This is a genomic window from Nocardioides ungokensis, assembly GCF_013466985.1.
Lineage (GTDB): Bacteria > Actinomycetota > Actinomycetes > Propionibacteriales > Nocardioidaceae > Nocardioides > Nocardioides ungokensis.
In genome coordinates this window covers 4,248,961-4,274,597 of sequence record NZ_CP059164.1, presented here as the reverse complement: position 1 = coordinate 4,274,597, position 25,637 = coordinate 4,248,961, and the positions used below count along the sequence as shown (strand labels likewise).

The window sequence follows — 25,637 nt, the reverse complement described above, 5'->3', positions numbered from 1 at the left end:
TCGCAGCCCGGTCGGTGGTGCGGCCCCTCCGGTGGTCCGCGACTGTGACCAGCGCCGCTTGACAACCTATGTACAGATGTAAAGTCCAGTGGCTACCCTCGCTCGATTGGAACGGCCCGCGACGGGGTAGACCCGAGAGGTGACGATGGAGTGGCTGGGTGCGTGGGCCGCCGGTGTGGACTGGCTGCACTTCGCCACCATCCCGCTCTTCACCGGTATCGTCGGCTGGCTGATCAACTGGTCGGGCCTGGTGATGCTCTTCAAGCCGGTGCGCTTCCACGGCGTGCGGATCCCCGGCATGCGCGAGCTTGCCGCGGTGCTGCCCCGGAAGCTCCAGGAGGTCCCGGGCCTGCTCCAGGGCGGGGTCGGCTGGCAGGGGATCATCCCCGCCCGGGCCGCCAAGATGGGCAGCATCGCCGTCGACAAGGCGATCGCCAAGCTCGGGACGCCCGGGGAGTTCTACCAGCAGCTCGAGCCCGACCGGATCGCCGAGCACATCGTCACCGTGTTCCGCCCGGAGATCCCGCAGCTGGTCGACGACGTGATGCGCCGCGAGCACCCGCGGCTGTGGCGCGACCTGCCCCGGCCGGTGCGCGACGCCGTGGTCGAGCGGGTCCAGACCCAGCTGCCGGCGGTCGTGGGTCGGGTCACCGACGAGATCGGGATCCACATCGACCAGCTGCTCGACCCCAAGATCATGGTCATCGACCACTTCCGGGCCAACCCGTCGCTGGTGGTGCGGATCTTCCGCGACTTCGGCCAGCGCGAGCTGAACCTCATGGTGGCCTTCGGGTTCGTCTTCGGCTTCCTTCTCGGCATCCCCGTGGCGGTCGTCGACAGCCTCTTCGGCGAGTGGTGGCTGCTGCCGCTGCTGGGGGTGGTCGTCGGCTGGATCACCAACGCGCTCGGGATGTGGCTGATCTTCGAGCCGCCGGAGCCGCGCCGGATCCTCGGCATCAAGGTGCACGGGCTCTTCCTGCGCCGCCAGGACGAGGCCGCTGAGGTCTACGCGCGGATCATCGCCGACGACGTGATCACCCTCGAGCGGATCGGCGACTTCCTGCTCGACGGGCCGCGAGGCGACCGCACCCGGCAGATGCTCGCCACCGCGCTCAAGCCCGCGATCGACAAGGCCGCGGGTCCGGCGCGCGCCGCTGTCCGGGTCGCCGTCGGGCCCAGCAGGTTCGACACCATCCGCGAGTCGGTGGCCCGTGAGGCCGTCGGTCGCACCCTCACGCCGTTCAAGGACCCCGCCTTCAGTCGTCGCCAGGCCGACCGGATCCAGCACCTCGTGGCCACCCGCACCAAGGAGCTGCCGCCGCGCGACTTCGTCGAGATGATGCGGGCCGCGATCCGGGAGGACGAGTGGATGCTGTACGCCCACGGGGCGATCATGGGCCTGGCCGGCGGGTTCCTGCACCTGTGGCTCTTCGGGGTGGGCGGATGACCCAGGAGCACGACGACGTCCCCGAGGTGGAGCGCGACGGGACGGTGCCGCCGGTCCAGCGGCTGCCAGCGCTGCCCGAGTCGGTCGCGCCGGCCGTGGAGGCGTTGCCGGGGCTGGCCCGGGTGGCGGCCTCGGCCTGGTGGCACACCACCGAGTGGGGCGTGCGCACGTCGGCCCGCGCCGGCCGGCGGATGGCGCGCGCGGTGACCGACCCGTCCGAGGCGGCCTCCCTCGCCCGGGACGCGACCGAGGCCGCCACCGTGATCGGTGACCTGGCCCGGTCGGTGACCTCGGGGGTCCCGATCTCGCGGGCGCTGATGTCGGCGGGGGAGTCGCTCGGTGAGCTGGCCGATCCGCCCGACCCGGCCGGGGACCGGGCCCCTCCGACGACCGACACGATGGCGTCGCTGCGGCAGCGGGGGGCCGAGCTGCTCGAACGCTCCCGCGACGTGTGGAGCACCGACGTCGGCCACCCGGCGTACGAACGGATCCTCGACGAGCTCGCCCCCGACGAGGCGCGGATCCTGCTGCTCCTGCTCCAGGGCGGACCGCAGCCGAGCGTCGACGTCCGCACCGGCGGCCCGATCGGGATGGTGAACAGCCAGCTCGTCGCCCCCGGGCTCTCGATGATCGGCGCGCGGGCCGGCTGCCGCCACCTCGACCAGGTGCCGGCGTACCTCAACAACCTCTTCCGGCTCGGCCTGGTGTGGTTCTCCCGGGAGTCGCTGCGCGACCCGATGGACTACCAGGTCGTCGAGGCGCAGCCGGACGTGCTCGCGGCGGTGCACTCGGTGAAGTTCGCCAAGATCGTCCGGCGCAGCATCCACCTCACGCCCTTCGGCGAGGACTTCTGCCGGACCTGCCTGGTCGACGAGTCCGTCGCCGCGACCGACTTCCCCGAGCACGCCCCGCCCCCGGAGCCCGAGGGGGGCGAGCCGCCCAACGCCTGAGGGCCGCTACGGTGCGGCGGTGCGTGGTTCGCTGCTGGTCGCCGGGACGACGTCGGACGCCGGGAAGACCGTGGTCACGACCGCCCTGTGCCGCGCGTTCGCCCGGCGCGGTGTCCGGGTGGCGCCGTTCAAGGCGCAGAACATGTCCAACAACTCCATGGTCTGCCTCTCCCCCGAGGGCGACACCGCCGAGATCGGGCGCGCCCAGTGGAGCCAGGCCCTCGCTGCCCGCGCCGTGCCCGAGCCGGCGATGAACCCGGTGCTGCTCAAGCCCGGCAGCGACCGGCGCAGCCACGTCGTGGTGATGGGGCAGCCGGCGGGGGACCTGCGCGCCGCCGACTTCCTCGGCGGCAGGACCCACCTGCGGGACGCGGCGTTCGCGGCGTACGACGACCTGACCGGCCGGTACGACGTGGTGGTCGCCGAGGGCGCCGGCAGTCCCACCGAGATCAACCTGCGCGCCGGCGACTTCGTGAACCTGGGGCTGGCCCGGCACGGCCGGATCCCGACCGTGGTCGTGGGCGACATCGACCGGGTGGTGTCTTCGCCTCGATGTTCGGCACGCTCGCGCTCCTCGACGCCGACGACCAGCGGCTGGTGGCGGGCTGGGTGGTCAACAAGTTCCGCGGCGACCTGGGGCTCCTGGCTCCGGGGCTCGAGCGGCTGCGCGACCTGACCGGGCGGCCGGTGCACGGCGTGCTCCCGTGGCACCCGGACCTGTGGCTGGACTCCGAGGACGCGCTCGACCTGGGCGGCCGGCGGGCCGACGAGGGCTCCGGCCCGACCCTGCGCGTCGCCGTGGTCCGGCTGCCGCGGATCAGCAACTTCACCGACGTCGACGCGCTCGGGCTCGAGCCGGCCGTCGACGTGGTCTTCGCGGCCGAGCCGCGGGCCATGGCCGGGGCCGACGTCGTGGTCCTGCCCGGCACCCGGGCCACCCTGGCGGACCTGGCCTGGCTGCGTGAGCGGGGCCTGGACCGGGCGGTGCTCGGGCACGCCGCCGCGGGCCGGCCGGTCCTCGGCATCTGTGGCGGGTTCCAGATGCTCGGCCGCACCGTCGCCGACCCGGCTGGCGTCGAGGGGCCGGCGGGCGCCGAGGTGCCGGGGCTCGGCCTGCTCGACGTGGCCACCGTCTTCGAGCCCGGCAAGATCCTGGCGCTGCCGCGCGGGTCGGCCCTGGGCGAGGAGGTCCGCGGCTACGAGATCCACCACGGTCGGGTCACCCGCGGGCGGGAGGCCGAGGAGTTCCCGGGCGGCGCCGCGGCCGGAGCGGTGCTCGGGACCATGTGGCACGGCACCCTCGAGTCCGACGGCTTCCGGCAGGCCTGGCTGGGGCTCGCCGCGGCGGCCGCGGGCACGTCGTACCACCCGTCGGGGGTGCGGTTCGGGGAGCGGCGCGAGGCCCGCTACGAGCTGCTGGCCGACCTTGCCGAGGAGCACCTCGACGTGGACGCCCTGCTGGACCTCGCCCTCACCGGCCCGCCTGCCGGGCTGCCGGTGCTCCCGCCCGGTGCCGGGTGACGCCGGCCGCCCGACCAGCGGAAATCACCAAAGTTGAGTGGAACAGACTCAACTTCTCGCGCGTTGCACCTCATGACGAGCACACTGGGTGCCGTCCTCGAGGAACCGTTCCCCAGGAGACCCCACGCCCATGAGCCAGTTCGGCGCCGAGAAGTTCACCACCCGCAGCCGCGAGGCGATCGAGGCTGCCCAGCTGTCCGCCACCACGGCCGGCAACACCAACACCGAGCCGATCCACCTCCTCGTCGCCCTGCTGCGGCAGGACGGGGGGACCGCCCGCAACCTGGTCACCAAGGCCGGCGTCGACGCCGCGCAGCTCACCGGCCAGGCCGAAGCAGTGCTCAACGCGCTGCCGCGCGCCAGCGGCTCGACCGTGCAGCAACCGAGCGCCTCCGCGGCGCTGACCCGGGTGCTGGCCTCGGCCCTCGACCTCGCCGGCAGCATGAAGGACGACTACGTCGCGACCGAGCACCTGCTCATCGCGATCGCCGGCATCGAGAGCTCGGCGCAGAAGGTCCTCACCGACGCCGGCCTCACCGAGAAGGGCCTGCGGGAGAGCCTGACCGCGGTGCGCGGCAACCGGCGGGTGACCAGCGAGGACGCCGAGTCGACGTACGAAGCGCTCGAGAAGTACTCCGTCGACCTGACGAAGGCGGCCGAGGACGGTCGCCTCGACCCCGTCATCGGCCGCGACGCCGAGATCCGCCGCGTGGTGCAGGTGCTCTCGCGCCGCACCAAGAACAACCCGGTCCTGATCGGCGAGCCCGGCGTCGGCAAGACCGCCGTCGTCGAGGGCCTGGCCCAGCGCGTGGTCGCCGGCGACGTGCCGGACTCGCTCAAGGGCCGACGCGTGCTGAGCCTCGACCTGGCGGCGATGGTCGCGGGCGCGAAGTACCGCGGCGAGTTCGAGGAGCGCCTCAAGGCGGTCCTCGAGGAGATCCGGGACGCCGGCGGGCAGATCATCACGTTCATCGACGAGCTGCACACGGTCGTGGGCGCCGGAGCCGGCGGCGACTCGGCCATGGACGCCGGCAACATGCTCAAGCCGATGCTGGCCCGGGGCGAGCTGCACATGATCGGCGCCACCACGCTGGACGAGTACCGCGAGCGGATCGAGAAGGATCCCGCCCTCGAGCGCCGCTTCCAGCAGGTCTTCATCGGGGAGCCGAGCGTCGAGGACACCGTGCAGATCCTGCGCGGGATCCAGGAGAAGTACGAGGCGCACCACGGCGTCCGGATCACCGACGCCGCGCTGGTCGCCGCCGCCACCCTCTCCGACCGCTACATCCCCGGCCGCCAGCTGCCCGACAAGGCGATCGACCTCGTCGACGAGGCGGCGTCCCGGCTGCGCATGGAGATCGAGTCCTCGCCGGAGGAGATCGACCAGCTGCGCCGCCAGGTCGACCGGCTGAAGATGGAGCAGTTCGCGCTGGAGAAGGAGTCCGACGAGGCCTCGGTCGAGCGGCTGGACAGGCTGAAGGCCGACCTCGCCGACCGCGAGGAGGAGCTGCGAGGGCTCGAGGCCCGCTGGGAGCAGGAGAAGCAGTCCCTCGAGGGCGAGGGCGAGCTGCGTCGCCAGCTCGACCAGCTCCGCATCGAGGCCGAGCGACTGCTGCGCGAGGGCAACCTCGAGGCGGCCAGCCGGATCAACTACGAGTCGATCCCGGCGCTGGAGAAGAAGATCCACGCGGTGGTCGCCGCCGAGAAGTCCGACGTCGAGCCGCTCGTCGGCGAGGAGGTCGGCGCCGAGCAGGTCGCTGAGGTCGTGGAGGCCTGGACCGGCATCCCGACCGGCCGGATGCTGCAGGGCGAGACCGCCAAGCTGCTCGAGATGGAGTCCGTTCTCGGCCAGCGGCTGATCGGCCAGAAGCAGGCGGTCCAGGCGGTCAGCGACGCCGTACGCCGCTCGCGGGCCGGCATCTCGGACCCCAACCGCCCGACCGGCTCGTTCCTCTTCCTCGGGCCGACCGGCACCGGCAAGACCGAGCTGGCCAAGGCGCTCGCCGACTTCCTCTTCGACGACGAGCGGGCGATCGTCCGCATCGACATGAGCGAGTACTCCGAGAAGCACTCGGTCGCGCGCCTGGTCGGGGCACCTCCCGGCTACGTCGGCTACGAGGAGGGCGGCCAGCTCACCGAGTCGGTGCGCCGTCGCCCCTACTCGGTCGTGCTCCTCGACGAGGTCGAGAAGGCGCACCCGGAGGTCTTCGACATCCTGCTCCAGGTGCTCGACGACGGGCGCCTGACCGACGGTCAGGGCCGCACGGTCGACTTCCGCAACACGCTGCTGATCCTGACCAGCAACCTGGGCTCGCACTTCCTCGTCGACCCGGTCCTGGACCCGGAGAAGAAGCGTGAGTCAGTGATGGCCGTCGTGCGGTCGTCGTTCAAGCCGGAGTTCCTGAACCGGCTCGACGAGGTCGTCATGTTCGACGCCCTCACGCCCGAGGAGCTGACCCACATCGTCGACCTGCAGCTCGCGCTGCTGGAGAAGCGGCTGGCCGCGCGCCGGATCTCGATCGAGGTCACCGACGCGGCCCGCACCTGGCTCGCCGACACCGGCTACGACCCGGCGTACGGCGCCCGCCCGCTGCGCCGCCTGATCCAGAGCGCGATCGGCGACTCCCTCGCCCGGATGCTGATCGCCGGCGAGGTCACCGACGGCGACCGGGTCACCGTCGACCGCGGCGCCGACGGACTGACCCTGTCCGCCTGACCCTTTTCTGCCTAACCTGGAGGTCGCGCCCCGTCCCGGCGAGCCGCCGATGCCGGGGCGCGACCGCAGGTTTGGTGGAATGGGGTCCATGACCACGCCTCCCGCGCCGACCCGCCCACGCCAGGTGACCCTGGCCGCCTGGCTGATCATGGGCGGCTCGGTGCTCGTCGTGCTGACCGTCTTCGAGCGGATGTCGGGCCTGCACAGCCTCGAGACCCGGCAGGCGGTCGAGAAGTTCCTGTCCGAGCCGCCCGGTGACGGGCTCGGGGTGGGCGTCTCCGGGGTGCTCGACGCGCTCCGCGTGTTCTGCATGGTCGCGGCCGGGTGCGCCACCGCGGCGGCGATCCTGGGCTACCAGGTGCTGCAGCGCAGCCGCAGCGCCCGCATCGCCCTCACCGTGCTGGCGGCGCCGCTGTTCGTGAGCGGCCTGATCTCCGGCGGCTTCGTGTCGTCGGTGGTCGCGGCCTCCGCGGTGATGCTGTGGTTCCAGCCGGCGCGCGACTGGTTCGACGGGGTGGTGCGGGAGTCGCGGCCCGCGACGGAGGCCCGGCCGCAGAAGCCCGCGGCCGTGTGGCCCCCGCCGCTGCCCCCGACCGCCTCCTCGCCCACGCCGGACCAGCCGCCGACCCAGCCGTCGACCCAGCCGTCGACCCAGCCGCCCGCGTGGGTCGGCGCGCAGCCGGCCCTGCCCCTGGCCAACCCGGCCGTGCGTCCGCCGGGTGTGGTCTGGGCGTGCCTCCTGACCTGGGTCTTCGCCGGACTGGCCCTGCTCGTGATGGGGCTGAGCATCACCATGCTGGCGACCAGCCCCGGCCTGGTCTTCGACGAGCTGCACCGGCAGAACCCCGACCTGGCCGCGACCGGCGTCTCCGACGCCACCCTCCGCTCCGCCACCTTCGTGATCGGGGAGTGGTGGCCGCCTGGTCCCTGATCGCCGTCGTCGTCGCGGTGCTGGCGTTCCGACGGGTGCGCTGGGCACGGGCCGCCCTGGTGGTCTCGGCCGCCGGATCGGTCGCCTGCTGCCTGTTCGCGACCCTCGGCCAGTTCCTGGTGGTCGTTCCCCTGGCGGCGAGCGTGGTCACGCTCGCGCTGCTGGTCCGCCCGAGGTGCGCGCGTGGTACGACGCACCCGGGCGCGTCAGGCCGTGAGGTCCGCGGACTCGAGCCGGCGCAGCCCCTCCGCGATCAGGTCGGGCTCCTTGCAGAACGCCCACCGGACCAGGTGCCGGCCGGCGCCGGGACTGTCCGGGTCGTCGTAGAACACCTGGCTCGGGATGGCGACGACGCCGGCGCGCTCGGGCAGCGCGAGGCAGAAGGACAGGCCGTCCTTCCAGCCCAGCGTCGACACGTCGGCGGTGGCGAAGTAGGTGCCCTCGGGGACCCGGACGTCGAGCCCGACCCGGGTCAGCCCGGCGCAGAGCAGGTCGCGCCGCTCCTCGAGCTGCCCGGCCAGCCGGGTCGGGAAGTCGCCCTCCTCGTCGAGGGCGAGCGCGACCGCGGGCTGGAGCGGTGAGCCGGAGGTGAAGGTCAGCCACTGCTTGGCGGCGAGCACGGCGCCCACCAGCTCGGCCGGTCCGGTCGCCCAGCCCACCTTCCAGCCGGTGAACGACCAGGACTTGCCGGCGCTGGAGAGGGTCAGCGTGCGCTCGAACATCCCGGGCAGCGTCGCCAGCGGCACGTGCCGGTGGCCGGTGAAGGTCAGGTGCTCGTAGACCTCGTCGGTCACCACCACCAGGTCGTGCTCGATCGCCACCTCGGCGATCACGGCGAGCTCCTCGGGGGTCAGCACCGTGCCGGTCGGGTTGTGCGGGCTGTTGATGAGCATCAGCCGGGTGCGCGGCGTGACGGCGGCGCGCAGCTCCCCGGAGTCGAGCCGGTAGTCCGGCGCGCGCAGCGTGACGGGACGGCGTACGCCGCCGGCCATCTGGATCATCGCCACGTAGGAGTCGTAGTAGGGCTCGAGCACCACCACCTCGTCACCCGGGTCGACCAGGCCGAGCAGGGCCGCGGCGATGCCCTCGGTGCAGCCGGTGGTCACCACGACCTGGCTGTCGGGGTCGAGCTCGAGGCCGTAGTGGCGCCGCTGGTGCCGGGCGACCGCCTGGCGCAGGGCGGGGATCCCGAGGCCGGGGGCGTACTGGTTGTCGCCGCCCTCGAGGGCGGCGACGGCCCGGGCGATGACCGCAGGGGGCCCGTCGACGTCGGGGAAGCCCTGGCCGAGGTTGACCGACTGCGTCCGGGCCGCGAGCGCGGACATCTCGGAGAAGATCGTCGGCGGGATGCCCTGGAGGCGGGAGGCGAGCATGCCCCCGAACCTAACGCGGATACCCTGCGGGCGTGACTTCACCTGATCCCGACCTGGCCCGAGACATCGATGCCTGCTGCCGCCTGACCGGCGAGTTCACTCTCCGGTCCGGGCAGGTGGCACCGGAGTACTTCGACAAGTACCTCTTCGAGGCCCAGCCCGGGCTGCTGGTCCGGGTGGCGCAGCAGATGGTCGACCTGGTCCCGGACGAGACCGAGCTGCTCGGCGGCCTCGAGCTCGGCGGCGTGCCCATCGCCACGATGGTGAGCAGCCTGACCGGCCGGCCGGCGCTCTTCGTGCGCAAGAAGGCCAAGGAGTACGGCACCTGCAAGCTCGCCGAGGGTCCCGACGTGGCCGGCCGGCGGGTCACCCTGATCGAGGACGTGATCACCACCGGCGGCGCCGTACGCGACGCGACCCGGGCGCTCCGCGAGGCCGGCGCGGTCGTGGAGCTCGTGGTGTGCGCGATCGACCGCAGCCCCGAGGGGCAGAACCCGCTCGCGGACGTGGGCCTCGAGGTGCGGCCCGTCCTGACCAAGGCCGAGCTCGACGCCGTCCGCGCGAGCGGCTGACGCTCAGGCCTGGTCGCTCTCGCTGGCGGCCTCGTGGCGGCTGTGCTTCCACCACTCGTAGGCCACCGGATCAGCGAGAAGGCGAGGATCGCGATGATCGCCTTGTCGAGGTTCTGACCGAGCGCCGGGAACGCCGAGCCGAGGAAGTAGCCCAGCATGGTGATGCTGAGCACCCAGAGCAGCGACCCCACCAGGCTCCAGGTGAAGAACTTGCCACGGTGCATCTCGGTGACGCCGGCGACCACGGTGATGAAGGTCCGGACGAACGGCACGAACCGGCCGATCACCAGCGCCTTGCTGCCGTGGCGCTCGAAGAAGTCCGAGGTCTTGTCGAAGTGCTTCTTCTTCAGCACCCTGCCGTCGCGCTCGTAGAGCGGTGGACCGACCTTGCGGCCGATCTCGTAGCCGGACACGTTGCCCAGGAAGCCGGCGGTGGTCAGGGCGACCAGCGCGAAGAGAAGCTCCACGAAGGGTGCGCCCGGGATCAGGTCGACCTGTCCCGAGGCGATGAAGAGGCCCAGCCCGAAGAGCAGGGTGTCGCCGGGGAGGAACGGGAAGAGCAGGCCGCACTCGACGAAGACGATGCCGAGGCTGATCCAGAACAGGGCGTTGCCGAACTGGTCGAGCAGCCAGTTGGGGTCCATCCAGCTCATGCCGAGAAGGAAAGGGTGGAGCTCGAGCAGCAGGGTCACGCACCAACGTTACCCGGAGCCTCCTGACGCACCCGCGCCCGTCCGCCGCGGCGGGTACGGTTCCGGCTGTGGACGAACGCGACACGGAGGCGGTGCTGACGGAGGAGGCGCGCGCGCCGTACGACCCGATGCCGCACGGTCCCGCCGAGGTCGGGGTCGGCCCATGGCAGGGTCCCTGGCCGACCGGCGAGCAGTACGACGCGCAGCTGCTGGCCGAGGGCGACCGCCGCAACGTGGTGGACCGCTACCGCTACTGGTCGATGGCGGCGATCGTCGCCGACCTCGACACCCGCCGCCACGACTTCCACGTCGCCATCGAGAACTGGCAGCACGACTTCAACATCGGCACGATCGTGCGCTCGGCCAACGCGTTCCTCGCCGCCGAGGTGCACATCGTGGGCAACCGGCGCTGGAACCGGCGCGGCGCCATGGTCACCGACCGCTACCAGCACGTGCGGCACCACGCCACCGCGGCCGACCTCGCGGCGTACCTCCACGAGCACCCCGGCGGCCCGGTGAGCCTGCTCGGCATCGACAACCTGCCGGGGTCGCAGCACCTGGAGACGATGACGGTGCCGCGCCGGGTGTGCTTCCTCTTCGGCCAGGAGGGACCCGGCCTGTCCGAGGGCGCGCGGGAGGTCGTGGACGGGACCTTCTCGATCGCGCAGTTCGGCTCCACCCGCTCGATCAACGCCTCGGCCGCGGCCGCGATCGCCATGCACTCCTGGGTGCGTGAGTACGCCGACCTGTCCGGCGAGGACGCCTGGCGGGGGTAGCGCGGACCCGGCTCAGCTCCGGGTGACGGCGAAGCAGGTCACCGTGCGGAAGCCCGCCTTCCAGCTCGGCCTGGTGAGGTACCACGCGACGTACGGGTCGGGTGCGGTCATCGCCGGGCAGTGCTTGTGGAGGATCCGGTCCTGGGCCTTCTTGCCCGGGTAGCCGTCGTGGCGCATCACGAACGTGCCGGCGGCCCGGTAGGCGTGCTTGCGCGCGCAGATGGTGTTTGCGTACGTCCTGCCCTGGCGGCAGAGCGCGACGGAGTCGGGCAGGGGAGCCTTCGGCAGGGCGGGGGTCGCGTCGGTCGGCAGGTCCAGCAGCCGCCCGCCGCCGTAGAGGCCGAGCTCGCAGGTGAACCAGCGCGCCCCGTCGGCCCGCTGGCCCTTGGTGGGCTCGAACCAGAACAGTCCGTAGGCCGCCATCAGCCGGGTCGACTCGTTGCGGCCGAGGGCCTGCGCGAACGCCGGTCGGCACACCGCGTCGACGGCCTTGCTGATCGCCGCGTCCGATGAGTCCCAGTCGAGGTTGTCCGGCAGCGTGCCGACCGCGATGGTGCGGACCGTGTGCGGCTGCGCGCAGTCGACCGCAGGCTGCGTGTCGGCGTTGGCGTAGGCCTGGTAGATGGTCAGGTCGTGGCACTCACCGACCGTCGGGTCCGTCGTCGTGGTGCCCGCCAGCGCGGGCGCGGCGACGAGCGCGACGGAGGCCGTGGCCAGTGCGGTCAGGACGGTGGCGAGAGCGCGTCGGACGCCCGTGGTCGAGTGCATGGGTTCCCCCTGGTGCTGAGATCGGGCGAGAACCTATCGGGAATCACGAGGCGGTGAGGGCGACTTGCACCTTTCCACTGCCGGACCGGCCCGCGGTCAGCTCTTCGTCTTGCTGTAGCAGACGACGACGTGATCGCCAGCGTTCCACCCGGGCTGGAGCCTGTAGGTCCAGTGGTAGCGATCGCTGCTCACCCGTGCGGCGCACTTGCGCGCGGCCGCGGTGTTGAGCTTGTTGCTCCCCGGGAAGGTGCTGCTCTTCACGGTGAACGTCCCGGTGGCCCGGAAGGCGTGCTTGCGGGCGCAGGTCGTGGGAGAGAGGGTCCGCGGGGTCAGGCAACGGGCGACCTTGTCGGGCAGCGGCGGTTGCTGGAGCGCGGGCGTCTCGTCCGTGGGCAGTGGGAGGATCTTTGCGCCGCCCCACAGTCCGAGGTCGCAGCGGATCCAGCGGGCGCCGTGTGAACGCTGGTCCTTGGTGGGCTGGAACCAGAAGTAGGCGTACGCCGACATGTCCCGGACGGGGTAGCTCCTGCCCAGCGCCTCGTTCTCGGCAGGCTGGCAGATCTTGGCCGCTGCCTTCTCGACCGCTGCCTCCTTCGACCAGGCGACGCCGTCGGGCAGGTGTCCGACCGCAATGACGCGCAGGGTGTGGGGGGCCGCGCAGTCAGTGGGTGCGGAGGTGTCGGACGGCTTGTAGGCGCCGGCAAGGTCGGTGGTGCGGCACTCGCCGACCGTCGGCGCCTGGTAGTCCGGTCCGTCGGGCGTCGTGGTGCCCGCCATCGCGGGCGCGGCGACGAGCGCGACGGAGGCCGTGGCCAGTGCGGTCAGGACGGTGGCGAGAGCGTGTCGGACGCCCGTGGTCGAGTTCATCGGTTCCCCCTGTTGAGATCGGGCGAGAACCTATCGGGCTTCACGAGGCGGTGAGGGCGACTTGCAGCTTTTCCACGCCGCGCGACGTGTGGCTCTTCACCGTCCCCTCCGAGATGCCGAGCTCGCGGGCGGTCTCGGCGACCGACAGCCCGAGCCAGTGCCGCAGCAGCACCGTCTTGCGCTGCATCGGCGGCAGCTCCTGCAGGGCGTCGAAGAGTGCCGAGCGCTCCTCCACCGGGAGGGGCTCCGGCGCGCTGCGCTCGGGCCCGGTGAGGCCCGAGGTCTCTCGTCGCCACGGGCGGCGGGACTCGTCGATGTTGGCGCGCACCAGGATGGTGCGCACGTAGGCCTCCTCGCGGCCGTCGCGCTGCACGCGCGGCCACGCGACGTACAGCTTCACCAGGGCGGTCTGCACCAGGTCGTCGGCGCGGTGCCAGTCGCCGCAGATCGCGTAGGCGATCCGGCGCAGGTGGCCGCGGCGGGCCCGGACGAACTCGGAGTACGCCGCGTCGCGGTCGGTTCCTCGCATGTTCTCTCCCCCCGGACCTAGCGCAGACCCGCGCCGCCGGCGTACCGCCCGCGTGCGTAGTCGAGGAAGCCCGCCAGCGTGGGTGCGGAGACGGAGGCCGCGGTCGGGAAGTACTCGGGCGGCGAGCCGGGCAGCCGGCGCGCGAGCACGAACCACGTCTCTCCCTGCCAGCGGACCTCGGCCACGGCGGTGGTGGCGTCGGGCCCGGCGAAGTCGGGGCCCAGGTCGACGCCCGCGCGCTGCTGGACGACCGTGACCCCGTCGAGTGGTTGCAGCGTGGCGGTCCCGGGGCCGGCGAAGTGCACCAGCGCCAGCGTGTCGCCTCCGCTCTGGAGGGCCACCTGGTCGTCGAGCCAGGACTTCAGCGTCGGGAAGGAGACGCGAGCCTCGTCGTGGCTGGATCCGGTGCTCTGGGTGCCGTCGCTGTCGAGGAGGTACCAGTACGTCTTGCCCCGGTAGCTGATCTCGAGGCCGAGCGAGGTCGCCGGCTCCGTGGAGCCCATCGGGTTCGGGACCCGCTTGAGGATGTCGACGCCGTCGCGGACCGCGAGCCGGCCGTCCAGGGTGAGCGCGACCAGCTCGCCGCCGCGCAGCGCCTGGCGAGTGGGTCGGGGGTCGGCGTGGCACTGGCACTGGCACTGGCGCTCGGGGTGGGCGTCGGGTCGGTGGCCACGGCCGGTGAGGAGTCCGTGCCGGACGGGCCGGACCCGGTGCTCGACCAGGCTCCGCCTCCGACGATGACGACCACGGCCAGTGCCGCGGTCCCGGTGGCGAGCCGACGGCGTCGCAGGGACCGCCGACCCCGCAGCGAGCAGGTCGTCGACGGGGCCCGGGGCAGGGCCGTCGCCGAAGGATCGGTCGATCTCGGTGCCGATGTCCATCGAGTCCTCCTCGTGTCCGGTTCTCACGAGGAATACGGCAACGAGGGCACCGGGGTTGTCACGTCGGCGGGACGGGACTGCCGGGCGCGCCCGGCGGGTGCCACCCGCCGGGCGCGCACGAGGTCAGCTGCTCGTCTTGGAGTAGCAGACGACCACGTGGTCGCCGAGCTTCCAGACCAGGGGGGACTTATAGCTCCAGCGGTAGGTGTTGCCGCTGATGCGCGAGACGCACCTGTCGGTGGCGATCCGGTTGAGGCGCTTGGTGCCCGGGAACTTCTTGGAGGCGACGGTGAAGGTGCCGGTGGCCCGCCAGGCGTGCGTACGGGCGCACGTCGTGGTGAGCGCCTTGCCGGTCAGGCAGCGGGCGACCTTGTCAGGCAGCGGCGGGGCGTCGAGAGCGGGCGTGGTGTCGGTGGGCAGCGCCACGAGCTTCGAGCCGCCGTAGAGGGCGATGTCGCAGCGGATCCAGCGGGCGCCGTGGGAGCGCTGGTCCTTGGTGGGGATGAACCACAGGGAGGTGTAGGCCGAGCTGTCCCGCACCTTCGCCGGGCGGCCGAGGGCCGCGTCCAGGGCGGGGGTGCAGGCGCGGGTCGCGGCCCGGGCGACCGCCGCCGACTGCGACCACTGCACGCCGTCGGGGAGGTGGCCGACCGCGATGACGCGCACGGTGTGGCTGGTCGCACAGTCGGTCGGGGCGCTGGTCTCGGATGCCTGACCGCCCTGGGCGAGGGTGATCTGGTGGCAGTCACCGACCTGGGGCGCCTCGTAGTCGGGGCCGCGGGGGGTCGCGGTGGCGGCGCCGGCACCGGCGGCGGCGAGGGCAGTCGTCAGGGTGACGGTGATGAGGGCGCGCGCGGCGCGGCGGCCGAGCGACGGATGCAGTGAGTGGCGAGGGAGCACGGGATTCCTTTCCGAGGTCGGTCGGCCGGAAGGCTAACCCGTGTCACCGACACGAGCGCCGACTCGCCACGGCTCAGCCCAGCAGGCCCGCGAGTGCCTCCACCGCGGCCTCCGCCGAGGCGACGACGACGCCCACGTCGTCGGGCAGGTCCCACGGGTCGATGAGCACCAGGGGCACGCCGGTCCGCCGGGCCAGGGCGATCTCGCTGAGCGTGCCCCAGCTGCAGCCCACGGCCAGGACCGCGTCGGCGGCCCGGACCAGCAGCCCGTTGCGCAGCTCCCCGAGCCCGGTGGGGAGCAGGTAGGTGTGCTCCGGCGCTCCCTCGTCCCGGTCGAGGCCGGGCAGCAGCCCGATGGAGACCCCGCCGGCGGACTCGACCCCCGCAGCCGCGGCCCGCATCACCCCGTGGTGGCCGCCGGTCAGGACCACGGCCCCGGTCCCGGCGAGGAGCCGACCGGCCTCGGTCGCGTGGGTGAGATCGGACGGCCGGGCAGTGTCGGCCGGGCCGACGACGGCGACGTAGCGGCCGAGGAGCGGCGTGCTCACGGCTCGTTCCGGGCCAGGTCGGCCAGCAGCCGGCGGTGCGTGAGCCCGATCACCGCCTCCCGTGCCGGCAGGTCGGCGAGCTGGTAGGCCAGCCCCAGCACCCCGTCGGGGTCGAAGGCCACCACCTGGTGCAGCCGCGCCCGTGTCCCGGTCACCGGTTCGACCTCGGTGCGGAGCAGGACCCGCCCCGGTGCGCGGACCTCGGCGTCCAGCAGCAGCCGGTAGCGCAGGCCGCGGCGGCCGGCCTCGCGGACCCGCCAGAACCCGGCCGTGTCACCGACCGCGAGCAGCCGGGTGCCCGGGGGCTCCCACGCCCGGCCGTGCCCGCCCAGCAGCCGGTCCAGGCCTCCGCGGAGGACGAACGGCGCAGCGTCGACGTACCACTGCGGGCCGCGCCAACCGGAGGCGACGACCGCCCAGGCCTGCTCGGCGGGCAGGTCCACCTCGGTCGTACGACGGCTCGTGCGCAGCGCCAGGTGCCTCACGGTTCGACGGTAGCGGCTCGGGGACGAACGCCCCTCGGTCGTGGCCCGCCGAGCCACTAGGGTGGGACGCGCCCAGAACGCCGGCCGAGGAGTCCCAATGCCCATCGCCACCCCTGAGAAGTACGCCCAGATGCTTGATGAGGCCAAGAAGAACGGTTTCGCGTTCCCGGCCATCAACGTCTCGTCGTCCCAGACCCTCAACGCGGCCCTCAAGGGCTTCGCCGACGCCGGCTCGGACGGGATCATCCAGGTGTCCACCGGTGGTGCGGAGTACTTCTCCGGCCCGTCGGTCAAGAACATGGTCACCGGCTCGGTCGCGTTCGCCGCGTTCGCTGCCGAGGTCGCCAAGAGCTACCCGGTGAACGTCGCGCTGCACACCGACCACTGCCCCCAGGGCAAGCTCGACGGCTTCGTCCGGCCGCTGATCGAGATCTCGGCGGAGCGGGTGGCGCGCGGCGAGGCCCCGCTGTTCCAGTCGCACATGTGGGACGGCTCGGCCGTGCCGCTGGACGAGAACCTCACCATCGCCCGTGAGCTGCTGGAGAAGTGCGCCAAGGCGCGGATCATCCTCGAGATCGAGGTCGGCGTCGTGGGCGGCGAGGAGGACGGCGTCGTCGGCGCCATCGACGAGAAGCTCTACTCCACGCCGGCCGACGCGATCGCGACCGTCAAGGCGCTCGGCACTGGTGAGGACGGCCGCTACCTGACGGCGCTGACCTTCGGCAACGTGCACGGCGTCTACAAGCCGGGCAACGTCAAGCTGCGCCCGGAGATCCTCAAGCACGCCCAGGAGGCCGTCGTCGCCGAGCTCGGCCTCGAGGCCGGCTCGCGCCCGTTCGACCTCGTCTTCCACGGAGGCTCGGGCTCGACGGCCGAGGAGATCGGGGCGGCGGTGGACTTCGGCGTCGTGAAGATGAACGTCGACACCGACACCCAGTACGCCTTCACCCGCCCGGTCGCCGGGCACATGTTCACCCACTACGACGGCGTCCTCAAGGTCGACGGCGAGGTCGGCAGCAAGAAGGCCTACGACCCGCGTGCGTGGGGCAAGGCCGGCGAGGCCGGGATGGCCGCCCGCGTGGTCGAGGCCTGCGAGAACCTCCGCTCGGCGGGCAAGTCCGTCTCCGCCTGACCCACCCCGCTCCACCCTGCAGCGTCATACGGCCCGGTCGCCTCGGCGACCGGGCCGTATGACGTCCACCCGTCGGGTCAGCGGGTCTGCTCGGCCGCGGGTGCGGCCTCCGCGGTCTTCGGGGTCTCCGTGGCCGCAGCGGCGGGCGCCGTGCCCCAGCCCTGGTGACGCGGCTTCTGGAAGAAGAGCACCGCGACGAAACCGAGGATGAACGCGGCGGTGGGCAGCAGGATCGAGGTCGCCATCGCGTCGCTGAACGCCTGCGCGACCTGCGGCGGGAGGCTGCCGCCCCCCTGGCCCCCCGCTTGGCCGCTGAACGACGGCAACCCCTCGGCGGCCAGTCGGGAGTCGATCACCACCGCGATCGCCGCGGAGCCCAGCACCGCGCCGACCTGGCGGGTCGCGTTGTACACGCCCGATCCGGCACCGGCCTGCTGGACCGGCAGGTTGCGGGTCGCGGTCGCGCTGTTCGGCGCCCAGACGAAGGCGTTGCCGACGCCGAAGACGACCATCGGCGGCACCGTCCACCAGATCGAGGTGTCCGGCGTCATCACGGACGTCAGCCACAGCAGGCCGACGAAGAGGCACACGAACCCGAACGCCGTGATGATCCGCGGGTGGACGCGGTCGGTGAGCCGGCCGACCAGCCGGGCCAGCAGGAGCGTCATGAGGGCCATCGGCACGAGGAGCAGCGCCGCCCGGGTCGGGCTCAGGCCACGGACCACCTGGGCCCAGATCATGATCGGGATCAACGACGCGGTGATCGAGAAGCCCATCACCGAGATCGCGACGTTCGCCAGCGAGAAGTTGCGGTCGCGGAAGAGGCCCAGCGGGACCAGCGGCCCTCCTGCGGGCCTGCGGGCCACCACACGAAGGCCGCGAGCACCACGAGACCGGCCGCGATCATCCCCCAGATGGCGCCGCTCCAGCTGTACTGGTGGCCCTCCTGGATCCCGAAGACCAGCAGGAACATCCCCAGGCCGCTGAGCCCGACGCCCAGCCAGTCGAAGCTGTGCGTGTGCGTCGGGAGGGTCGGCACCAGCCGCCAGGCCAGCGCGAAGCCGATCAGGCCGACCGGGACGTTGATGAAGAAGATCCACTCCCAGCCGAGCGCGTCGACCAGCACGCCGCCGAGGATCGGGCCCACCAGCGTGGCGATGCCGGCGGTCGCGCCCCACAGCGCCATGGCAGCCCCGCGCCGCGCGGCCGGGAAGATCCGGGTGATGATCGCCATGGTCTGCGGCGTGATCATCGAGGCGCCGAGTCCTTGCACGACGCGGGCGATGATCAGCGCGGAGATGGTGCGGTCAGGCCGCACCACAGCGACGCGAGCGTGAAGACCGTGAGCCCGGTGAGGTAGAGCCGCTTGGGGCCGAACCGGTCCCCGAGCCGGCCGGTGATCAGCACGGGAACGGCGTAGGCAAGGAGGTAGGCGCTGGTCACCCAGACGACGTCGTTCACGCCGGCGTGCAGGTCCTCGATGATCGCCGGGGTCGCCACCGACACGATGGTCGTGTCGACCAGGATCATGAAGAAGCCGATGCAGAGCGCGATGAGGGCCGGCCACGCCTCCTTCTCGTCGAGTGCCGGTGTCGGGGAAGGAGTTGCCTGGGTCATGGAAGTAGTCAACACCCGGCCATGGACAATGCTTCCATGAGTTCCTTCGGTGACCTGATGGCCGGCCCCCCGCCCACCCACCTGCCGGAGGACCCGGCCGAGGCGGAGCTGTCCGCCGGCGCGGCCCCGGTCGACGTCGTACGCCGCCGCCCCGCCTCGCCGTTCGCCTGGGCCGCGCTGGCCGAGCAGGCCCGTGACGGCGGCGCTGACGACGTGACCGTCTACGCCTACGCCCGGGTGGGCTACCACCGCAGCCTGGACATGCTCCGCCGCAACGGCTGGAAGGGCCACGGCCCGGTGCCGTGGGAGCACGAGCCGAACCGGGGCTTCCTGCGCTGCCTGGCGGTGCTCGCGGTGGCCGCCCGTGCCATCGGCGAGACCCCGGAGTGGGAGCGCTGCTCGGAGTTCCTGCGCGACTCCAGCCCCGCGGCGTACGACGCCCTGCTCGGCTGACGCGTCCCTTGTAACGCTCGGCTGAAACCGCCGAGCGTTACATGTGTCAGGCGGTCAGCAGCGAGCGGACCTTGTCGGCGCCCAGCGCCACGATCAGCGTGGGCAGCCGGGGACCGCGGTCGGCGTCGACCAGCAGGTTGTAGAGCAGCGTGAAGAAGGCCTTCTGGTCGGCCTTGACCTCGTCGGTGGGGTCTGCGTCCAGAGGCAGGCCGTGGGCGAGCTTCGGGACGCCGTAGACGAGGGTCGTGACCGGCTCGATGTCGAGCTCGGCGGGCAGGCCGTCCAGCAGCAGGCTGAGCCACTGCCGCTCCCGTTCCGAGAGCGCCGCGAGCCGCTCGGCGTCGGGGCCGTGCGCACGGTCGTGCGGTCCTCGGCCGGCACGAAGTCGGCCATCCACGACATCGCCCTGGTCAGCCGCGGCTCGAGGTCGTCGACGCTGGCGTGCTCGTAGCCGACGTGCCCGACGGTGCGGCTGATCAGCTCGGCGCTGCCGGCGGTGACGTCGGCCACCGAGGAGAGCACGCGGAACGGCACGACCACCGCCGGGGTCGGCAGGGTGCCGGCCGTGGCGGTCGCGGAGGCCCGCTCGAAGGCGAGGGTCTGGGCGTCGTGCCGGTCGGGGTCGGCCGCCTTGCGACCCAGCGCGTCCCACTCGTCGTAGAGCCGGACGACCTCGACACCGAAGTCGATGTTGAACGCCTGCTTGGGCTGCCGGCGGGCGTAGAGCCAGCGCAGGATCGGCGCCTCGAGGATCTTCAGCGCATCGGCCGCGGTGGGCACCCCACCGGCGGACGACGACATCTTCTGCACCCCGGCGAAGCCCACGAACGCGTAGGCGACGTACGACGGAGCGCGGAAGTCGAAGACCCGCTTCACCAGCTCCTTGCCGACCGTGTACGACGAGCCCGGGGTCGAGTGGTCGAGGCCACCGGGCTCGAAGTCGACGCCCTCGAAGGACCAGCGCATCGGCCAGTCGACCTTCCACACCAGCTTGCCCTCGTGCTGGGTGGCCACGTTCGTGACGCCGGTGAAGTCGCACGAGGCGCAGGTGTAGGACAGGTCGGTCGAGTCGTCGTCGTACGCCGTGACCTCGACCGTGTCGCGGCCGCACTGGCGGCAGTAGGGCTTGTAGGGGAAGCGCGCGAGGCTGCCGGTCCCGGTCTGCGCCTCCTCGTCCTCGTCGGCGACGGAGTCGGCCAGCGCGGCCGCCTCCTGCTCGTTCTCGACGACGGTGTCGGCCTTCTTGGTGCGGTGCTTGGCGAGGACCTCCTCGATCACGTCGCGGTGACGGATCGCGTGGAGGACCTGCTCGGTGTAGGCGCCGGCCCGGTACTGCTCGGTCTGCGACACCTCCTCCATCTCGATGCCCATCTCGGCGAGCGCCGCACGCAGCGGGGCCTTGAAGTGCTCGGCCCAGGAGTCGTGGCACTCCCACGGGTCGGGGACCGCCGAGAGCGGGCGGCCGATGTGCTCGGCCCAGGCCGGGTCGACCCCGGCGGGGACCTTGCGGAAGCGGTCGAAGTCGTCCCAGCTGTGCAGGTGGCGCACCGCGACGCGCGCGGCGGCGGATCTCCTCGGCCACGAAGTGCGGGGTGATGAACTCGCGCAGGTTGCCCAGGTGGATCGGGCCGGACGGGCTCGCACCGGAGGCGCAGGTGATGATCCGGCCACCCTCGGTGCCGGCCTTCTCGTCGGCCTGCCGCGCGTGCCGGATCGCGTCGTCCGCCGCCCGGGTGACCCAGTCGGTGGGCGTCTGCCTCGCGGAGGACTCGCCTCGTCCCATGCTGCTCGTGGCTCCTGGTTGCTCGACGTCGTGGTGGGGTGCCGAGCGGCAACGCTACCGGGAGGAGCGCGGGAGACAGGAAGGGCACCGGAATCGTCCCCTGTGGCGATTCCGGCGCCCTGTCCCAGCGTCATCTGCTCGACCGCATCCCCCGATGTGGGTCGTGCTCGGCGGTCGCGATCTCCCCGAGAGGAGGTGCGGCCACCCGACGCGCACTGGAATCCTCGCACTGACAGGTCCCTGCCAGCTGGCTAAGAGTGGTCTGTGGCATTAACCTGCCAGTATGCCGCCGCGCCGCGTGCCAGTCAGCGTCATGACGGCCCTGGGATTCCCTCCCGGGGTCGACCCGCCTCTACGAGCGCGTCCTCTCCCAGTCGGGGCGCGAGCTGGTGTCCGTCGCGCAGGCGCTGCTCCGCACGCCCGAGGAGATGATGGCCGACCTCGCGCCGCTGCTGGAGCACGACGTGGTCCGGGTCGAGGACTCCCGGCTGTACGTCGAGAGCCCGGCCGAGGCGATCGCCCGCCTCGTCTCCGAGCAGGCGAGCGATGCCGCCCGGGCCCGCCGGCGCCTCGACGCGCTGTCGGCGGCGATCCCGTTCCTCACCGCCGGGGCCGCGCGGCCGGCTCCCGGGGAGGTGCACGACGTAGAGCCGATCGACGGCGAGATCAGCTCCGGCGGCCAGCCGGTGGCCCTGATCGCCGCCCTGATGGCCCAGAGCAAGGGAGACATCCTCTGGCTGCGCCCCGACCAGTGGCGCATCCCCCGCGAGGACGCGATGCTCAAGGTGGTCCGCGACGTGATCGCGTCGGGGCGAAGGTCCCGGGCGATCTACCCGGTGCGGGCCCTCCACGAGGCGCCGGACACGCTGCGGGCCAGGGCCGAGGTGGGCGAGCAGATCCGGGTCCTGCCCGACCTGCCGACGCGCATGTTCATCATCGGGACCACCCACGCGGTGCTCCCCGAGCCGCTCGGCTTCACCGACGAGCCGCGCTCGCTGGTGCGGCAGCAGGGGCTGGTGGAGGCGCTGACCCTGCTCTTCGAGCTGATGTGGGACCGGGCCGCGCCGGTGCCGGAGCTGGACCGGGGCGAGGCCCGGCCCGACCTGCGCCGCTTCCTGCTGCAGCAACTGGCCTCGGGCGCCCAGGACGAGCAGGTCGCGCGCACCCTCGGCATCAGCCTGCGGACGGTACGCCGCCGGGTCGCCGACGTGCTGACCGAGCTCGGGGCCGACACCCGGTTCCAGGCCGGTGTGGAGGCGGCGCGCCGGGGCTGGTTGTGAACCGGCGCCCTCGCGTCAACCAGCGGGGGAGGGGAGCACCATCGAGTAGGCCTCGGGCTCCACGTGCCAGGTGCGCTGCCGCTCCGGGCCGTAGATCTCGCCGTCGGCGCTGCACCAGAAGGGCTCGCCCGCGACCGACACCGTCGAGCCGCGCAGGTAGGTGACGTCCTCCCGCTCGGGGTGGCGCGCCAGGCCGAGGTGCACGGCGTACCGCACCCGCTCGAGCGGGCCGACGGCGCGGGAGATCATCACGTCGACGCGGCCGTCCTCGGGGTTCGCGTCCGGGGTCAGCTCGGCGCCACCCCCCACCGAGGAGCCGTTGCCGACTGCGACCATCAGCGCGGGCTGGTCGAAGTCGTTGACGACCTGTCCGTCGACCTCGACGCGGAGCCGGAGGATGGGCGGGTTCCAGGCGGTCAGGGCCGCACCGATCGGGTAGCCCAGCTTGCCGAGGTTGGCCTTGCCGACCCCGATCGACCCCAGGCGATCCTTCCAGCGGGCGCCGCGTCGGCTGGCGTTGGCGCCGGCACCGACGTGCACGCTGTTGACGACCACCTCACCCACCTCGTCGACCACGAGGTCCATCGGGCGGACCTCTCCGGAGAGCAGCACCCGGGCCGCCTCCTCGATGTCGAGCGGGATGTCGGTGCCCCGGGCGAAGTCGTTGCCGGTGCCCAGGGGGAGTAGGCCGATGACGGAGTTCTTCAGGTCGTTGCGCCGGTGCAGGGCGGAGATGACGGCGTGGAGGCTGCCGTCGCCACCGGCGACCACGATCCGGCGGGACCCGGCCCGGTGCAGGACGCCGTCGAGCTCGCCCGGGTCACCGGTTGCCTGCACCTCGACCGAGGCGTGCTTGCGAAGCACGGCCAGGGCGAGCGCCAGCGACTCCTCGTCGGCCGTGCCGGCGTCGCTGTTGGTAATGACGAGAAGCGGGTCCATTCGCCGGACACTATCCGAGGACCGTGCGTGCCGAGCAGGGACTTGTGGTCCGTCCGTACCAGCGGCCGGGCTGCGGTATCGTGAGGTCGCAAGAGCCCCGGTGCGCTGTTGCCGGGGCTTGAAGCATTTCCGTGCACCCGTGTGGTCCGTCGAGAGGCGTGGTCACCGAAGGAGGCAGTGATGCCCGCCATCGTCATCCTCGGAGCCCAGTGGGGCGACGAGGGCAAGGGGAAGGCGACCGACCAGCTCGCCACGACCGAGACCATCGACTACGTCGTGCGCACCAGCGGCGGTCACAACGCCGGCCACACCATCGTGGTCAACGGCGAGAAGTTCGCCACCCACCTGCTGCCCAGCGGCATCCTCACGCCGGGCGCCACCTCGGTCATCGCCAACGGGGTCGTGGTCTCGCCGGATGCGCTCTTCCGGGAGCTCGACGCACTGCTCGAGCGTGGGGTCGACGTCGCCGACCTGGTGGTCAGCGCCAACGCGCACGTGATCGCGTCGTACCACTCCACGATCGACAAGGTCGCCGAGCGCTTCCTCGGGGCCAGCAAGCTCGGCACGACCGGCCGCGGCATCGGCCCGGCGTACGCCGACAAGATCAACCGGGTCGGGATCCGCATCGCCGACCTCTTCGACGAGGGCATCCTGCGGCAGAAGGTCGAGGCCTCCCTCGACCTCAAGAACCACCTGCTCGCGAAGGTCTACAACCGCCGCGCGATCGAGGTCGACGCCGTCGTCGAGGAGCTGCTGTCGTACGTCGACCGGCTGCGACCGATGGTCAGGGACACCTCGCTGCTGCTCAACACCGCCCTCGACGAGGGGAAGACGGTGCTCTTCGAGGGCGCCCAGGCGACGATGCTCGACGTCGACCACGGCACCTACCCGTTCGTGACCAGCAGCAACCCGGTCGCCGGCGGCGTCTGCACGGGGGCCGGCGTCGGACCCACCCGCATCGACCGGGTGATCGGCGTGATCAAGGCCTACACGACCCGTGTCGGGTCCGGTCCGTTCCCGACCGAGCTCTTCGACGAGGACGGCACCAACCTGCAGAGGATCGGCGGGGAGATCGGCGTCTCCACCGGCCGGACCCGCCGCTGCGGCTGGTACGACTCCGTGGTCGCGCGCTACTCGAGCCGGGTCAACGGGCTCACCGACTACTTCCTCACCAAGCTCGACGTGCTCGACAGCTGGGAGCGGATCCCGGTCTGCGTGGCCTACGAGATCGACGGGGTCCGCCACGACGAGATGCCGATGACCCAGACCGAGTTCCACCACGCGAAGCCGGTCTACGAGTACTTCGACGGCTGGAAGACCGACATCTCCGGCTGCCGCAGCTTCGAGGACCTGCCGAAGAACGCGCAGGCCTACGTGCAGGCGCTCGAGGAGATCTCGGGCACCCGCATCTGGGGCGTGGGCGTGGGTCCGGGGCGCGAGCAGACGATCGAGGTCCACCCCGCCTGAGCCGGCACGGCGTGGCAGCCGGGCCGGCCGTGCGAGGTTGCGCGATCGGGTGACGGCCACGCCGATGGCGGCTAACGTGCCCACATGCTGGAACCCGAGCGGGCCATCGACCGCCTCCAGGCGGCCTTCGACCCGCCGGACGGCTACCGCACCCTGCACGCCAAGGGCGGCTTCTACACAGGGACCTTCACGGCCACGCCCGAGGCGGCGGCGCTGTGCCGCGCCGGGCACCTCGCGGCCGCCACCGTGCCCGTCACGGTGCGGTGGTCCAACGCCGGCGGCAACCCGCGGGTCAGCGACGAGGAGCCGGACATCCGCGGGATGGCGATCTCCTTCCACCTGCCCGACGGGACCGTCACCGACCTCCTGGCGCAGACCTCGCCGCGGTTCCCGGTGCGCACGCCCGAGGACTTCGTGGCGATGACCGCGGCCTCACGCCGCCCCCACACCATGCTGCTCTGGCTGGCCCGGCACCCCTCCGCGCTCCCGGCGATCCTGGCCGGGGCGAAGGCCAAGGCGGTCGGCAGGCCCTCGAGCTACGCCGAGATCCCCTACTACCCGCTGCACGCCTACCGGTGGGTCGACGCCGACGGCAACGGGGTGTGGGTGCGCTACACGTTCGCCCCGCTCGGCCGGCGGGAGGACCGCCCGGAGGCCACGTTCACCGGACCGGACCGGCTCCGGCAGGAGATCGCCGCGCGGCTGGCGGCGGGGCCGGTGCGCTACGAGATGCGCGTGCAGGTGGCCGGCCCGGGCGACGAGCCCCACGACGTCATGTCGGTGTGGACGAACGCCCGCGAGCTGGTGGCCGGGCACGTCGACGTGACCGCCCCGACCCCCGATCCCGAGACCCGCGGTTGCGCCGTCGTCTTCGACCCCACCCGGGTGGTCGACGGGATCGAGCTCTCCGACGACCCGATCCTGCGCTACCGGCCGGCGGCGTACTCGGAGTCGGTGTCCCGCCGGACGCGGTCCCGGGAGGAGTGACCCCGGGGCGCCACTACCCTTGGG

At 72.4% G+C, this 25,637-nt stretch carries 24 protein-coding genes and 3 pseudogenes; 12 read left to right on the top strand and 15 right to left on the bottom strand.

Annotated features, from left to right (window positions below):
* Nucleotides 1–145 precede the first annotated feature (145 nt).
* The 5 genes and pseudogenes from H0S67_RS21220 (at nt 146) to H0S67_RS21200 (ending at nt 7,565) form a co-directional block, all read left to right on the top strand.
* Nucleotides 146–1,447, top strand: a complete 1,302-nt coding sequence (locus H0S67_RS21220) for a DUF445 domain-containing protein (RefSeq protein WP_180937039.1) — start codon at nt 146–148, stop codon at nt 1,445–1,447.
* Nucleotides 1,444–2,397, top strand: coding sequence for an Abi-alpha family protein (locus tag H0S67_RS23970; protein WP_219635373.1), 954 nt, complete (start codon nt 1,444–1,446; stop codon nt 2,395–2,397). The genes H0S67_RS21220 and H0S67_RS23970 overlap by 4 nt, the downstream gene beginning before the upstream one ends.
* A 19-nt stretch (nt 2,398–2,416) precedes the next feature.
* Nucleotides 2,417–3,918, top strand: a pseudogene (locus tag H0S67_RS21210) (cobyric acid synthase).
* 130 nt (nt 3,919–4,048) lie between these two features.
* Nucleotides 4,049–6,634: an ATP-dependent chaperone ClpB gene (clpB, locus tag H0S67_RS21205; protein WP_180934663.1), complete on the top strand. Its 2,586-nt coding sequence runs from the start codon at nt 4,049–4,051 to the stop codon at nt 6,632–6,634.
* 88 nt (nt 6,635–6,722) lie between these two features.
* Entirely contained in the window at nt 6,723–7,565 is an 843-nt protein-coding gene (locus H0S67_RS21200) for a hypothetical protein (RefSeq protein ID WP_180934662.1), read from the top strand.
* Between the two features lie 206 nt (nt 7,566–7,771).
* Here the strand turns inward: H0S67_RS21200 and H0S67_RS21195 are convergent, their stop codons facing one another.
* Complete coding sequence (locus tag H0S67_RS21195) at nt 7,772–8,938, bottom strand: pyridoxal phosphate-dependent aminotransferase (protein WP_180934661.1); 1,167 nt, start codon at nt 8,936–8,938, stop codon at nt 7,772–7,774.
* Between the two features lie 32 nt (nt 8,939–8,970).
* On the opposite strand from H0S67_RS21195, the gene pyrE reads away from it, so the two are divergent.
* Nucleotides 8,971–9,510, top strand: coding sequence for an orotate phosphoribosyltransferase (gene pyrE, locus H0S67_RS21190; RefSeq protein WP_219635372.1), 540 nt, complete (start codon nt 8,971–8,973; stop codon nt 9,508–9,510).
* A 206-nt stretch (nt 9,511–9,716) separates the two neighbouring features.
* Here the strand turns inward: pyrE and H0S67_RS21185 are convergent.
* Nucleotides 9,717–10,154 (bottom strand): annotated as a pseudogene (locus H0S67_RS21185) (DedA family protein); the annotation flags it as partial.
* A 176-nt stretch (nt 10,155–10,330) separates the two neighbouring features.
* On the opposite strand from H0S67_RS21185, the gene H0S67_RS21180 reads away from it, so the two are divergent.
* A complete protein-coding gene (locus tag H0S67_RS21180; protein ID WP_180937036.1) occupies nt 10,331–10,978 on the top strand; it encodes a TrmH family RNA methyltransferase in 648 nt (215 codons plus the stop codon).
* Nucleotides 10,979–10,990: 12 nt separating this feature from the next.
* Here H0S67_RS21180 and H0S67_RS21175 read toward each other — a convergent pair whose 3' ends face one another.
* The 7 genes from H0S67_RS21175 to H0S67_RS21145 form a co-directional block, all read right to left on the bottom strand.
* Nucleotides 10,991–11,746: a septum formation family protein gene (locus tag H0S67_RS21175; RefSeq protein ID WP_180934660.1), complete on the bottom strand. Its 756-nt coding sequence runs from the start codon at nt 11,744–11,746 to the stop codon at nt 10,991–10,993.
* Between the two features lie 96 nt (nt 11,747–11,842).
* Nucleotides 11,843–12,613, bottom strand: a complete 771-nt coding sequence (locus H0S67_RS21170) for a septum formation family protein (protein ID WP_180934659.1) — start codon at nt 12,611–12,613, stop codon at nt 11,843–11,845.
* A 40-nt stretch (nt 12,614–12,653) separates the two neighbouring features.
* A complete protein-coding gene (locus H0S67_RS21165) occupies nt 12,654–13,142 on the bottom strand; it encodes a SigE family RNA polymerase sigma factor (protein WP_180934658.1) in 489 nt (162 codons plus the stop codon).
* A gap of 17 nt (nt 13,143–13,159) precedes the next feature.
* Nucleotides 13,160–14,023, bottom strand: coding sequence for a hypothetical protein (locus H0S67_RS21160; RefSeq protein ID WP_180934657.1), 864 nt, complete (start codon nt 14,021–14,023; stop codon nt 13,160–13,162).
* Between the two features lie 123 nt (nt 14,024–14,146).
* Nucleotides 14,147–14,923, bottom strand: a complete 777-nt coding sequence (locus H0S67_RS21155) for a septum formation family protein (RefSeq protein WP_180934656.1) — start codon at nt 14,921–14,923, stop codon at nt 14,147–14,149.
* A 73-nt stretch (nt 14,924–14,996) separates the two neighbouring features.
* The gene (locus H0S67_RS21150; protein WP_180934655.1) at nt 14,997–15,470 is read right to left on the bottom strand and encodes an LOG family protein; all 474 of its coding nucleotides are present in this window, start codon (nt 15,468–15,470) and stop codon (nt 14,997–14,999) included.
* Entirely contained in the window at nt 15,467–15,955 is a 489-nt protein-coding gene (locus H0S67_RS21145; protein ID WP_180934654.1) for a DUF2867 domain-containing protein, read from the bottom strand. Before H0S67_RS21145 ends, H0S67_RS21150 begins: the two co-directional genes overlap by 4 nt.
* 97 nt (nt 15,956–16,052) lie before the next feature.
* Between H0S67_RS21145 and fbaA the strand changes: the two genes are divergently transcribed.
* On the top strand, nt 16,053–17,087 hold the full coding sequence (fbaA, locus tag H0S67_RS21140; RefSeq protein ID WP_180934653.1) for a class II fructose-bisphosphate aldolase: 1,035 nt from the start codon (nt 16,053–16,055) through the stop codon (nt 17,085–17,087).
* 77 nt (nt 17,088–17,164) lie between these two features.
* Here fbaA and H0S67_RS26155 read toward each other — a convergent pair whose 3' ends face one another.
* The 3 genes from H0S67_RS26155 to H0S67_RS27030 are packed head-to-tail and all read right to left on the bottom strand — an operon-like array spanning nt 17,165 to nt 18,704.
* On the bottom strand, nt 17,165–17,953 hold the full coding sequence (locus H0S67_RS26155; RefSeq protein WP_246354940.1) for an MFS transporter: 789 nt from the start codon (nt 17,951–17,953) through the stop codon (nt 17,165–17,167).
* Nucleotides 17,863–18,408: an MFS transporter gene (locus H0S67_RS26150; protein WP_281368913.1), complete on the bottom strand. Its 546-nt coding sequence runs from the start codon at nt 18,406–18,408 to the stop codon at nt 17,863–17,865. Before H0S67_RS26150 ends, H0S67_RS26155 begins: the two co-directional genes overlap by 91 nt.
* Nucleotides 18,375–18,704, bottom strand: a complete 330-nt coding sequence (locus H0S67_RS27030) for an MFS transporter (protein WP_281368912.1) — start codon at nt 18,702–18,704, stop codon at nt 18,375–18,377. The genes H0S67_RS26150 and H0S67_RS27030 overlap by 34 nt, the downstream gene beginning before the upstream one ends.
* Nucleotides 18,705–18,740: 36 nt before the next feature.
* On the opposite strand from H0S67_RS27030, the gene H0S67_RS21130 reads away from it, so the two are divergent.
* Complete coding sequence (locus tag H0S67_RS21130) at nt 18,741–19,157, top strand: DUF3151 domain-containing protein (protein WP_180934652.1); 417 nt, start codon at nt 18,741–18,743, stop codon at nt 19,155–19,157.
* A 93-nt stretch (nt 19,158–19,250) separates the two neighbouring features.
* Here H0S67_RS21130 and lysS read toward each other — a convergent pair whose 3' ends face one another.
* Complete coding sequence (gene lysS, locus H0S67_RS21125; RefSeq protein ID WP_281368911.1) at nt 19,251–20,705, bottom strand: lysine--tRNA ligase; 1,455 nt, start codon at nt 20,703–20,705, stop codon at nt 19,251–19,253.
* Between the two features lie 16 nt (nt 20,706–20,721).
* A pseudogene (locus tag H0S67_RS27025) lies at nt 20,722–20,940 on the bottom strand (hypothetical protein); the annotation flags it as partial.
* A gap of 389 nt (nt 20,941–21,329) precedes the next feature.
* Here H0S67_RS27025 and H0S67_RS21120 point away from each other — a divergent pair.
* On the top strand, nt 21,330–22,220 hold the full coding sequence (locus H0S67_RS21120; RefSeq protein WP_246354939.1) for a helix-turn-helix domain-containing protein: 891 nt from the start codon (nt 21,330–21,332) through the stop codon (nt 22,218–22,220).
* A gap of 15 nt (nt 22,221–22,235) precedes the next feature.
* On the opposite strand, the gene H0S67_RS21115 is transcribed toward H0S67_RS21120, so the two are convergent.
* Nucleotides 22,236–23,159: a diacylglycerol/lipid kinase family protein gene (locus H0S67_RS21115; protein ID WP_180934651.1), complete on the bottom strand. Its 924-nt coding sequence runs from the start codon at nt 23,157–23,159 to the stop codon at nt 22,236–22,238.
* A 180-nt stretch (nt 23,160–23,339) separates the two neighbouring features.
* Between H0S67_RS21115 and H0S67_RS21110 the strand changes: the two genes are divergently transcribed.
* Both H0S67_RS21110 and H0S67_RS21105 read left to right on the top strand, forming a co-directional pair.
* Complete coding sequence (locus H0S67_RS21110; RefSeq protein WP_180934650.1) at nt 23,340–24,626, top strand: adenylosuccinate synthase; 1,287 nt, start codon at nt 23,340–23,342, stop codon at nt 24,624–24,626.
* A gap of 84 nt (nt 24,627–24,710) precedes the next feature.
* Nucleotides 24,711–25,613 (top strand): catalase family peroxidase, encoded by a 903-nt coding sequence (locus H0S67_RS21105; protein ID WP_180934649.1) that lies wholly within the window; start codon nt 24,711–24,713, stop codon nt 25,611–25,613.
* Nucleotides 25,614–25,637 lie beyond the last annotated feature (24 nt).